Source organism: Methyloglobulus sp. (assembly GCF_046714055.1).
In the GTDB taxonomy this organism is placed as follows: Bacteria; Pseudomonadota; Gammaproteobacteria; order Methylococcales; family Methylomonadaceae; genus Methyloglobulus.
This window is the reverse complement of record NZ_JBKKBJ010000182.1, coordinates 1-11,577: the sequence shown is the minus strand read 5'-3', so window position 1 is coordinate 11,577 and position 11,577 is coordinate 1. Positions and strand designations below refer to the sequence as shown.

Sequence of the window (11,577 nt, the reverse complement as noted above, 5' to 3'; positions counted from 1 at the left end):
AAGAATTGGCAGCCAGATGGGCGCCTGGGCTGAAAGACGGGTTTACAAAAGAAACCAAGCATGAAGCCTTAGCGGATATACTCGAATCCATTGAAGAGTTACGTTATTACCGGGAACACTTTATTGCTAATAAGTGTGCCGATAGATAAAACAGGCGCGTGTGAGTTGATCTTTCTTATGAATCAGTTGTTTGCCATAGCATTGGGCGGTTCATTCGGAGCCGTATTTCGTTTTTTGGTGTCTTCCGGGATTTCTCAATGGTTAGGCCGCGAGTTCCCCTACGGCACGCTGGTCGTCAATATTCTAGGTTCTTTCCTGTTAGGGTTGCTCACCGAGGCCTTGATTGTTCAGCGCATTGCTATTGCATTTGAATACCGGTCTGCACTTTTGGTGGGGTTTATTGGCGCATTCACGACCTTTTCCACTTTTTCCCTGGAGACTTTATACCTGATAGAGCAGGGCAGTGTAACTAAAGCGGTAGGTAATATCTTCATCAGCGTCAGCGCCTGTATCCTGGCCGTCTGGCTGGGTTTGCTGTGTAGCCGGGCGTTATTTTCCTGGTCAGGAGGGGCAATAAGCTGGAATGGCCATACCATTCCCTATGCGTTGATAATCATAAACACAATCGGCGCATTCCTGATTGGTTTTACTGTCGCGGTTTTGCTGAATAAAACCGCGCTCCCAGAGCCATCAAGCGCAACGCTTATGGTCGTTGTAATCGGCACTTATTTGATTTTATCTGGATTGTATATCATTTTATTTTTAATCGAGCAGGGCCATTCATTTTCTAACCAGATGAATTTTTTACTGGCCGCTTTCACCGGAAATACCGTCATCTGCTTGTTAATGACGTGGCTGGGGTTTGTGGCCGGAAAAATCATATAATCCGCTTTTGTGTTCGCTTTTTACTGATAGGAAACGCAGTGCTAGACCCCCGATTATTTAGGACTGAGCTTGATTTTGTTAAGGAACAATTGAGCAGGCGTTCTTTCGTATTCGATCCAGGGCCTTATATTGCGCTGGAAACAAGACGCAAAGAAGTCCAGGTAAGGACTCAGGAATTACAGAATGAACGTAACAGCCGTTCAAAAGCCATCGGCCAGGCCAAGGCTAAAGGGGAAGATACACAGCCTTTAATGGAGCTAGTCCAGCATCTTGGTGATGAGCTAAAAACAGCGGAAGCGGAACTGGCAGAAATCCAACAGGAAATGGCTGATCTGATGGAAGTCATCCCTAATATCTTGGATGAATCCGTACCCGAAGGTAAAAACGAAAAGGCCAATGTTGAGATTAGCCGTTGGGGTGTCGTGCCTGAATTTACGTTTACGCCCAAAGACCACGTTGATTTAGGCGCTAAAAACAGGCTGATTGATTTTGAGTTAGGCGCAAAAATCGCAGGCGCCCGGTTTGTCGTCCTAAATGGGGCGTTGGCAAGGCTGCAACGGGCTATTATCCAGTTAATGTTGGATACCCATACCGCAGAACATGGCTATAGCGAAACCTATGTGCCATATCTGGTGAATGCCGATAGCTTATACGGCACAGGTCAGTTGCCGAAATTTGAAGCCGATTTGTTCAAGGCCAACAACGATCCTGCTTTGTATTTGATCCCGACGGCGGAAGTCCCTGTGACCAACATCGTGCGGGATGTGATTGTTGATGCCAAAGACCTGCCGCTGAAATTTGTTTGCCATAGCCCCTGCTTTCGTAGTGAGGCAGGCGCGTATGGGCGGGATGTGCGAGGTATGATCCGACAACACCAGTTTGAAAAGGTTGAGATTGTCCAAATCGTAAGACCGGATGACTCAGCCAGGGCACATGAAGATCTGACTTGTCATGCCGAAAGCATCTTAAAAAAATTGCTGTTGCCTTATCGCAGGATGTTGCTATGTGCGGGCGATACCGGCTTTTCTTCGGCAAAGACTTATGATCTCGAAGTTTGGCTGCCAGGGCAGGGCGCATACCGGGAAATTTCTTCTTGCAGTAACTTCAAGGACTTCCAGGCGCGGCGCTTACAGGCGCGTTGGCGAAACTCGGAAACAGGCAAACCCGAATTGGTCCATACCTTAAACGGCTCAGGCTTGGCGGCTGGCAGGACCCTGATTGCGGTGATGGAAAATTACCAGGACGAGCAGGGACGTATCCGCATTCCTGACGCATTATTGCCATATATGGGTGGGTTGACGGTTATTGAATAATTTTTGAGGAAGCTCTGAAAAAGACCTTTGTCAATTTTATGACGGATGATAAGTTTTTGATTCCGTTCGTGGTGAGCTTGCACCACAGGCACTTCCTTCGGTCGTCGAACCATGATCGGAATCAACATCTCCTCTCCCCTTGTGGGAGAGGGTTAGGGTGAGGGGTTTAAAGAGCCATAGGCCGGGCGAAATAGCGCAGTGTATTCCGCCGCATGTTTTGTATTATCATCATTCGGTGTATTACGCTATGCGCCACGCATTTGATAATCAGAAAACCATCAATCCTTGCTAGTGCGTACAATTGTACATATAATGGGCATATGAAGATTGAGTTCGATTCTGACAAAGCCGCTGCAAATCCATTGAAACATGAGGGTGTGACGTTCGATGAAGCTAAGGCCGTATTGCTAGACCCTTACGCATTGACGAAAGAGAACGGTAATGCCGACAATGAACAACGTTTTATCACGCTAGGCATGGGTGCCAAAGGTCGAATTTTAATAGTGGTTTGGACGTTACGCGAAGAGACAGTGCGTCTAATTTCTGCCTGGAAAGCAAATCAATCCCAAAGGAGTCGTTATGAACAACAATTCTGATCCCCTGTTTGACCGTTATACCAACATGGATTTTAGCGATGCCAAGCCTGTGTCTGAAATATCGGCATTGGCGAAACTGCAAGCCGAGCAAGGCGGCAAGTCGCGGATAACCATGCGCGTAGATAATGACACACTGGCTATTTTTAAAGTACGCGCCGAAATTACCGGCGGCAATTATCAAACCCTGATGAATGAGGCATTGCGGCAGTTTGCTCAAGGCTTAACACTTGCCGATGTCGTGCGTGAGACTATACGGAAAGAATTGCATCAAGTTTGAGTCTCCGCAGGTTGGTGGTTATGAACGGAACTTAACGCTAGATGTGTCGAATTGTTGAGCTTCCTCTCGTCAGCACCAACAAAATGCCCGACATACGGAATGCCTTATATGGGTGGATTGAAGGTTATGGAATCCCATATTATCCCCTCTCCCCTTGTGGGAGAGGGTTAGGGTGAGGGGGTATAGTGTCGCTACCGCGACGATTGATTAAATGCCAGTTCCCGCACTGGCAGGCGGGATACTTTTCTTTGCTTGTCCAAACCACACGGATGTGGTGAATGCGGAAAATGCAGGAGCGATTTTCCGCAAAAGAAAGCATCCAAAGAAAAGGCGACCCGGATGCCGCTTGCTTCCTGCGCTTCTCGCATTTATCAGGGGTTGCCCCATACTGGGATAAATCAAAAGGGACTTCCTGTCCCTTTGACAACACGCGATATCCCTATCGCGTCCCTAACGGGCTATTCCCGATAAATGCTCCGATGCTCGGCGCGGCATACGGGATAGGGAGGTAATTGTAGGTTGGGGTGAGCTTGTGAACCCCAACAAATATAATGATCGGTATCGTTGGGGTTCGTTCCTCACCCCATCCTACCGTGTTACTGTGAGAACGATAAGGTAATGACGCAAATTACACGTTTCGAAATTAAGAAATTACATGGCTTCAGAGACTATGATTTGAAGCTGAAGGACAACACTTTAATTTTAGTTGGCGAAAACGGAGCAGGTAAGACGACTGTTTTGCATCTCTTCTATTACCTCCTTTCCGGCCAATGGAGTTCAATGGCTAAATACCAATTTGAATCCGTCACTATTACAATCGATTCCAAGTCTCACACACTCCGCTACTCAGATATCGAAAAATCTTTAAAAAGCATTGATCACCGTATCCTTCGCCGTTTGCCATCAAACATAAGACACCGTTTTCTTGTTCTTCTTGAGCAAACAGAAGGACGACTCGTAACCGGTGAGCTAGAGATGTTATGTGCACAATACGATATACCTCTTCATTACCTACTTTCCGAGCTTGATTTGTTCGAAAATACTAGCGAAACAAAGAAAGAAAATATATTAACCCAAACACTCAATGGAATTCAGAAATCACTAAAAGCCCAACTTCTATACCTACCAACTTATCGTCGCATAGAGCAGGAGCTAAATCTAATTTTTAAAGGACTTGATGAACGCGAATTGTCGAATCGACGACACCTTTTAGCTTCGCGTCGAGGAGAAACCTTTGTTGAGTTGGTTGAGTTCGGTATGAAGGATGTTGAATCAGCCATAAATGAAACGCGTGCTGAACTTGACAAGTTTGCACGTGAAAACCTTAATACTCTGACATTTTCTTACTTGGGTGATATTGTTGAAGAGAAATACCAATCAGTTGAATTGGATCCTATAAAACAGGCTGAAGCTAAGACAATTGATAACATACTCAATCGAATTCCCGAACCTATTTTATCCTTAAAAAACAAACAACATCTAAGAAAAATTATTGAGCAGGTCAAAACCGACCAAAAGCAAAACGTGCATGCAAAGGTTATATGCCACTATTTCACAAAGCTAATGGCTTTTCATGAAGAGCTTGGGACAAGAGAAGCAAAAATCGTAAGTTTCTGTAAAGCCTGTAATGATTACATGGTCGACAAAGAATTTCGATATGACACATCGAACTTCACGTTTACTATCGAACCAAAAGCCGACCAACAAGGTGATAGAGGTATCAAGCTGCAATATCTGTCATCGGGTGAAAAGCAAATCGTGTCACTTTTTAGCCATCTTTATCTTTCAGGTGGCAAAAGCTACTTCGTACTGATTGATGAACCGGAATTATCACTATCCGTACCCTGGCAACGCAAATTTCTTGCCGACATCCGGAAAGCAGAATTCTGTGTAGGCCTTGTTGCAGTAACTCACTCACCATTTATTTACGAAAATGAGTTGAAAAAATATGCTCACGGTCTTGGCGAATTCATCTTGTAAGAAAGAGACTAGGCCATGACTATGCTAGATATTCACGTTGCTGCTTTAAACAGCAAGATCGCAAGCTATCATGAATTCTTGTCGCGCTATTCCAAAATTAAGAAGGTTGTTTATGGATTTGTCGAAGGCAACGATCCATGTTTCTACAGAGGTTTCATTGATCATGCTATTCCAGCAGATTGGGAGATTGAATTATGGGCTGCTGGAAACAAGAATCGAGTTTATCAAATCCATAAAGATATTGACTGGCGTCGATTTCCAAAAAAGCGCGTTTGCTTCTTTGTGGATCGCGACCTTTCAGACCTTATCCCCGAAAAACTTGTTAGAGATATAAACATCTATGTCACAGACGGGTATTCCATCGAGAATGACATTGCAAACAAAGGGACTTGTAAAAGAATTCTGACTGAGGTTTGTGGTTTCGAAAATGCCAAACACGAAGATTTGGATCAACTGTGTAATCTTTTCGAGCAGGAGTTGGAAAATTTTTTTCAGGCAATGATACCTGTTATGGCATGGATAGTATTTTGGCGAAGGAGTGGAAAACGTGCAGGGCTAAATGATATTCTCATGCGCGATTTATTTTCGTTAGATAAAGGGTGTCTAAAGACTGAAATCAACCCCAAAGGCAAGGCTAATACGGGGATTTATATCCACGAACAGTGCAATGTCGCCTACTGTTCTACAGTTGATGTCTCAATTATTGAAACTCAGCTTAAAAATGGAAATATCTATAGAAAATATACAAGAGGAAAATACGTGTTTTGGTTTCTCATAGAGTTTTGCCTCTCGGTAAAAAAAATTATGCACGTTACACTTTCCGCATCAAATGGAATGACCATAGTTGGTAATCGAGCACGAATACCTGATTCACTTTTGCAGTTCCTGAATAATACTTTTTGTCGTCAAATTGAAATAATGGGTGCTCGGTAATAGATTTACAGAGTTATAGGATATGCCGAGAAACGAGATGCATCGTTCGAGACAGATTTGCTTCACTTCGTTCAACATATCCTATAAATTGTATTAAAAATAATGAGTTAAATATCCCGTATGTTGGGTATTTGTAGGTTGGCGGTGAGGTACGAACCCCAACGCTTTAGGTCACATTTCATTGGGGTTCGTACCTCACCCACAACCTACTTTTTCAAGTAAGGATACGTACCGCACGTAGCATTTTGGATTGAATACACAAAGCACACATCGTATGCTATTATGCGCCGTATGAAACACTACACTTGGAATCCTGAAAAGAACAAGATGCTCAAAAAAGAGCGCCGCATTGGTTTTGAGGACGTGGTGTTTCACATTGAGGCTGGTGATGAGGTTGATGTCTTGGAACATCCGAACAAGGAGCGTTATCCAAACCAAAAAATCTCAGTTGTTCTTATCGAGGGCTACGCCTATTTGGTGCCATTCGTAGAATCGGACGTGGAAATTTTTCTAAAAACCATCATCCCCAGCCGCAAAGCCACAAAACTTTATGTAGGTGACCACAATGAAAAAACTTGATCCTGAAGAACAAGCACTTTTAGATGATTTTGATGCTGGCATTCTCACACGGGTTCCAGACCTTAAGTCCGAACTTGAACGGCATAAAGACTATGCTTCGGCGACATTTCAAAAAGACAGCCGCATCAATATACGTATCTCATCCAAAGATCTACGTTTGCTCCAAAAACGTGCCTTGAGCGAGGGTTTGCCTTATCAAACGCTTATTTCCAGCCTCTTGCATAAATATGTAGAGGGGCGATTGACGGAACAGGGCTAAAATTTATTCCATCGGCTATTAATTGCGAACGGTGCGTTTTGCTTTGTTCAATATATCCTGTACTTAACCATTCTCAGAAAAAATAGAATAAATGATCATCAGAACCCGATTTGCCCCCAGCCCAACCGGCTATTTGCACGTAGGTGGAGCGCGTACTGCGCTGTTTTCCTGGCTGTATGCCCGTAAATACCAGGGCCAATTCATACTCAGGATTGAGGATACCGACCTTGAGCGTTCGACCCAGGAATCGGTTGATGCCATCCTGCAAGGTATGGACTGGCTAGGCTTGACTTACGACAAAGGCCCTTATTATCAAACCCGGCACTTTGACCGTTACAAGGAAGTTATCCAGCAATTGCTGGATCAGGGCGACGCTTACCATTGCTATTGCAGCAAGGAAGAATTGGAGCAGCTACGCGCAGGGCAAATGGCGAATAAAGAAAAGCCTCGCTATAACGGCAAATGCCGCCACTTAACCGCGCCCCAGCCAGGGAAGGAGTGTGTGGTGCGCTTTAAAAATCCAGTGGATGGTGTAGTCACTATTAAAGATTTAGTGAAAGGCGAGATAATGGTTGCCAACAAGGAACTGGATGACCTGATTATCGCTAGGGCTGATGGTTCGCCGACGTATAACTTGACGGTGGTGGTTGATGATATGGACATGCACATCACGCATGTTATCCGGGGTGATGATCATATCAACAACACGCCCAGGCAAATCAATATCCTTAAAGCCTTGGGTGCAGAGTTACCGAACTATGCACATTTGCCGATGATATTGGGCCCTGATGGTGCGCGTTTGTCTAAGCGTCACGGAGTCGTTAGCGTGATGCAATTTCGTGACGAAGGTTATCTGCCAGAGGCCTTATTGAATTATTTGGTGCGCTTGGGCTGGTCGCATGGCGACCAGGAAATTTTTTCTATCGATGAGATGATTGCCAATTTCAGCCTGGATGCAATCAATGTATCCGCTTCCGCTTTCAACATGGAAAAGTTGTTATGGTTGAACCACCACTACATCATGAATAGCGATCCTGCTCATGTAGCGAAACATTTGGTCTGGCATCTTGAGCAGCGTGATGTTGATTTGGCGCAAGGCCCTGAACTTGTCGATGTTGTCTTAGCACAACGGGAACGCTGTAAAACCCTGGTCGAAATGGCGGCAGCGAGTGTTTATTTTTATCAGGATTTTGACGGGTACGATGAAAAAGCGGCAAAAAAGAATTTTACTGTGGGTTCCGATCTGGTGTTGTCAAACCTCCATGAAGAGTTTTCACAATTGCAAGCCTGGGAGCGTGAGCAGCTGCATTCAACCGTAATTAACCTTGCTGAAAAAATGGCATTGGGTTTGGGGAAAGTCGCCCAACCTTTGCGGGTTGCCGTGTGTGGTTCGGCGGTTTCACCTGCCATAGACATTACCTTGTCTTTGCTCGGAAAGGAAACCACCTTGGCTAGGCTGGAAAAGGCTATTAACTACGTGAAGGGTTTAAATTAGTGCTGGACATAAAGCGTAATTGTTGTAGAATGCCCCGTCTCAGTTGAGGGGCCATAGCTCAGCTGGGAGAGCGCTTGCATGGCATGCAAGAGGTCAGCGGTTCGATCCCGCTTGGCTCCACCAATAAAGCTTTAATAATAAGACTGAACACGTTTTAGTCCCCATCGTCTAGCGGCCTAGGACACTGCCCTTTCACGGCGGTAACAGGGGTTCGAACCCCCTTGGGGACGCCATATACAAGGCTGTCATTATGACAGCTTTTTTTATGCCAAAATTTTACATTGCAGCTTTTTTTGCCCGATGGAAACCGTAGATTTAGCTTATGAAGAATTGGGTAGCCATAACCCGGTTCCGCTCATCATCCTGCATGGATTTTTTGCCTCCTCACGTAACTGGAGGAGAATAGCCGAAACACTTTCGGCTGCATTCCACGTCTATGCCTTAGATCTGCGTAATCATGGTTTGTCGCCGCACCATCCATTAATGGATTACCCGATTATGACAGCCGATGTGCTACGGTTTATGGATGCACATCGTCTTGTTGCTGCCCATATCATGGGGCATAGAATGGGTGGTAAGGTTGCTATGTGGCTAGCGTTGAATCATCCTGACCGTACGGACAAATTGCTTGTGGTTGATATTGCGCCCAAAAGCTACACGCACAATTTTGACAAGACAATACAAGCATTAATAGATTTGCCCTTGGATAAAATCCATAATCGTAAACAGGCAGAGATAATGCTTAGCACGGACATACCTGATCTGGATTATCGGCAATTTCTGTTGCAGAACCTGACCCTGAAAGAGGGTCGCTATCATTGGCGGATTGATGTGGGGATTTTTATGCAAATGGCATCGAATATTGTCGCTTTCCCAGAAACTCATAATTTAGCGCCCCATCAGGGAGAAACGCTATTTATTGCCGGTGCAGACTCTTCTTATGTTGCACCAGAAGATACATTACGGTTATTTCCTAACGCCCTGCTCAAAACGATTGCTTTGCTAAGGCCGGGCATTGGTTACACGTCCAACAGCCGGATGTTTTTACAGCAGTGGTTGAAAGTTTCTTACAAAGAGGGTCATAATTAGTCCTTGCTATTGTAAAAAATGAAGACATAATTGAACTTAGGAATTAATCTACAATCAAGCCTGTTGCTTGGTTTTGTTCATTGTTGGTGTGGCTATAAGGAGTTACAGTAAGCCTCGGATGTGACGTTAATCGAATCTGCACAACTTTGACGGGCAATATGAAAGTGCTAGATTGCTAATTTTTAAAAAATAAAAATAAGGAGAAATCGGATGTCGAAAGGTCAAAACTTACAGGATAATTTTCTTAATGCGCTTAGAAAAGAACATACGCCCGTATCTATATTTCTGGTTAATGGGATTAAATTGCAGGGCAAGGTAGATTCTTTCGATCAGTATGTCATTATGCTTAAAAATACCGTCAGCCAGATGGTTTACAAGCATGCTATTTCAACGATAGTTCCAGGTAGAACTGTGAAGATGATTCGGGATGATGAGCCCACTACTGAGGAATAGTCCTGTCTACTATTGTGGTTGCCGTTAAGAACGCGGGACTGGCTGTCAGAACGGCAATGGGGTGTTTGGTTGTTTGAACGCCCGGATTCGGGTGAGCGGGCCATTCTTGTTCATCTGACCCTACACGCCTATCATGAAGATCTCCTGGAGCTAAAAGAACTGGCAAAATCGGCTGGGACGAATCCGGTTCACGTAGTGACCGGCAGCAGAAAAAGTCCTGACGCTAAATATTTTGTCGGCACAGGTAAGCTGGAGGAGATTAAAAACGCTATTGAGGCTTATTTTGCCGATATTGTCTTGTTTAATCATGCGCTAACGCCCAGCCAAGAAAGGAATCTTGAGAAATTTTTAGGTGTCAGGGTGGTTGACAGGAATGGCCTTATACTGGATATCTTTGCGCAACGGGCGCAGTCGTTTGAAGGCAAATTACAAGTTGAACTGGCGCAATTGAAGCACCTTTCCACCCGTTTGGTTCGGGGTTGGACTCACTTGGAGCGGCAAAAAGGCGGTATCGGTTTGCGTGGGCCGGGTGAAACCCAGTTAGAAACTGACAGACGCCTTGTCGGTTTGCGTATCAAACAAATCCAAAAACGCCTGGAAAAAGTTGATAAGCAAAGGCATCAAGGGCGTAGCAAACGGAAGAAGGCAGAAATTCCATCAGTATCGTTGGTGGGTTATACCAATGCCGGCAAGTCCACCTTATTCAATCGACTGACTGGCGCGTATACATACGCCGCCGACCAATTGTTTGCAACCTTAGACCCCACGCTACGTAGTTGCCGTCTGCCCAATAATACCGATTGTGTATTGGCAGATACGGTGGGTTTTATCCGTCACTTGCCCCATGAATTAGTGGCCTCTTTCAAATCGACATTACAGGAAGTCAGTGAAGCGGACTTATTGCTGCATGTGGTTGATGTCCATTCTGAGAACAGGGACGGAATCATTGTAGAAGTCAATCATGTACTGGGTGAAATAGGTGCGGATAAAATTAAATGCATTGAGGTTTTCAATAAAATTGATTTGTTGGATGCAAGGCGGCCTAAAATAGATCGGGACGAGTTGGGAAATCCGCTGAGGGTCTGGTTGTCCGCTGAAACTGGACAGGGAATTGACCTGCTGCTGAATGTGTTGGCGGAACAGTTTGCAAATTCAAAAAATAAGAAAAAATGTTACCTAAGGCCAGACCAGGGACAAATTAGGGCCAAATTATTTACTTGCGCAAAAATAATTGACGAGCATATTAATGACTCGGGAGGCAGCGACTTGATAATTGAGATAGATAACAAATACCTAGGGCTGTTGAAAGCGATTGAAACCGAAGAAATGTTCTAAGCATTAACCCTATTTTTTACCAATATTTCGTTGTGCCGTGATTTCCGCAAGCCGCACTAATGGAACTTTAACAATGAGAATTCGCTTAATTACGATACAATGTCAGTATTGCGTAAGCCACACCCTAGGATGTTATCTGTGTCAAAACGAAACATCCTGAGTGAGAGAAGACAATAAATAATCCAATACGGAGCACAAATATGTCGTGGAATGAGCCAGGCGGTGACAAAAAAGATCCTTGGAGCGGTCGAGGGGATCAAAAAGGGCCACCGGATTTAGATGAAGCAATACGTTCGTTACAAGAGAAATTAAGCAAAATCTTTGGTGGTGGGAAAAGCGGAGGCGGTGGTGGTTCACGAGGTGTTTTCTCATCTGGAAACCCA

Annotated in this window: 13 protein-coding genes, 2 tRNA genes and 1 pseudogene; all 16 read left to right on the top strand. The window is 44.7% G+C overall.

Features of this window, described 5'->3' with window-relative positions:
* Positions 1–149, top strand: a pseudogene (locus ACLQ6D_RS10910) (oligoribonuclease); the annotation flags it as partial.
* Positions 150–177: 28 nt separating this feature from the next.
* Positions 178–885, top strand: a complete 708-nt coding sequence (gene crcB / locus ACLQ6D_RS10905; protein WP_411727308.1) for a fluoride efflux transporter CrcB — start codon at positions 178–180, stop codon at positions 883–885.
* A gap of 38 nt (positions 886–923) precedes the next feature.
* Entirely contained in the window at positions 924–2,198 is a 1,275-nt protein-coding gene (gene serS, locus ACLQ6D_RS10900) for a serine--tRNA ligase (protein WP_411727307.1), read from the top strand.
* A 320-nt stretch (positions 2,199–2,518) separates the two neighbouring features.
* Positions 2,519–2,794, top strand: a complete 276-nt coding sequence (locus ACLQ6D_RS10895; RefSeq protein WP_411727306.1) for a BrnT family toxin — start codon at positions 2,519–2,521, stop codon at positions 2,792–2,794.
* On the top strand, positions 2,778–3,071 hold the full coding sequence (locus ACLQ6D_RS10890; protein ID WP_411727305.1) for a BrnA antitoxin family protein: 294 nt from the start codon (positions 2,778–2,780) through the stop codon (positions 3,069–3,071). The genes ACLQ6D_RS10895 and ACLQ6D_RS10890 overlap by 17 nt, the downstream gene beginning before the upstream one ends.
* A 618-nt stretch (positions 3,072–3,689) precedes the next feature.
* On the top strand, positions 3,690–5,051 hold the full coding sequence (locus tag ACLQ6D_RS10885) for an AAA family ATPase (protein WP_411727304.1): 1,362 nt from the start codon (positions 3,690–3,692) through the stop codon (positions 5,049–5,051).
* 15 nt (positions 5,052–5,066) lie between these two features.
* The gene (locus tag ACLQ6D_RS10880) at positions 5,067–5,984 is read left to right on the top strand and encodes a DUF4435 domain-containing protein (RefSeq protein ID WP_411727303.1); all 918 of its coding nucleotides are present in this window, start codon (positions 5,067–5,069) and stop codon (positions 5,982–5,984) included.
* Positions 5,985–6,266: 282 nt separating this feature from the next.
* Positions 6,267–6,563, top strand: coding sequence for a toxin (locus ACLQ6D_RS10875; RefSeq protein ID WP_411727302.1), 297 nt, complete (start codon positions 6,267–6,269; stop codon positions 6,561–6,563).
* Entirely contained in the window at positions 6,550–6,822 is a 273-nt protein-coding gene (locus ACLQ6D_RS10870; protein ID WP_411727301.1) for an antitoxin, read from the top strand. Before ACLQ6D_RS10875 ends, ACLQ6D_RS10870 begins: the two co-directional genes overlap by 14 nt.
* 91 nt (positions 6,823–6,913) lie before the next feature.
* The gene (gene gltX, locus ACLQ6D_RS10865; protein ID WP_411727300.1) at positions 6,914–8,317 is read left to right on the top strand and encodes a glutamate--tRNA ligase; all 1,404 of its coding nucleotides are present in this window, start codon (positions 6,914–6,916) and stop codon (positions 8,315–8,317) included.
* Positions 8,318–8,364: 47 nt separating this feature from the next.
* Positions 8,365–8,440: transfer RNA gene (locus tag ACLQ6D_RS10860), tRNA-Ala, on the top strand.
* A 34-nt stretch (positions 8,441–8,474) separates the two neighbouring features.
* Positions 8,475–8,550: transfer RNA gene (locus ACLQ6D_RS10855), tRNA-Glu, on the top strand.
* Positions 8,551–8,617: 67 nt separating this feature from the next.
* Entirely contained in the window at positions 8,618–9,406 is a 789-nt protein-coding gene (locus ACLQ6D_RS10850; RefSeq protein WP_411727298.1) for an alpha/beta fold hydrolase, read from the top strand.
* Between the two features lie 210 nt (positions 9,407–9,616).
* Positions 9,617–9,859 carry an RNA chaperone Hfq gene (hfq, locus tag ACLQ6D_RS10845; protein ID WP_411727297.1) on the top strand — a complete coding sequence of 81 codons (243 nt, stop codon included), beginning with the start codon at positions 9,617–9,619 and terminating at the stop codon, positions 9,857–9,859.
* 69 nt (positions 9,860–9,928) lie between these two features.
* Positions 9,929–11,194, top strand: coding sequence for a ribosome rescue GTPase HflX (gene hflX, locus ACLQ6D_RS10840; RefSeq protein ID WP_411727309.1), 1,266 nt, complete (start codon positions 9,929–9,931; stop codon positions 11,192–11,194).
* A 200-nt stretch (positions 11,195–11,394) separates the two neighbouring features.
* Positions 11,395–11,577, top strand: a 183-nt coding sequence (locus ACLQ6D_RS10835) for a protease modulator HflK N-terminal domain-containing protein (protein WP_411727296.1), incomplete at its 3' end; no start/stop codon positions are given.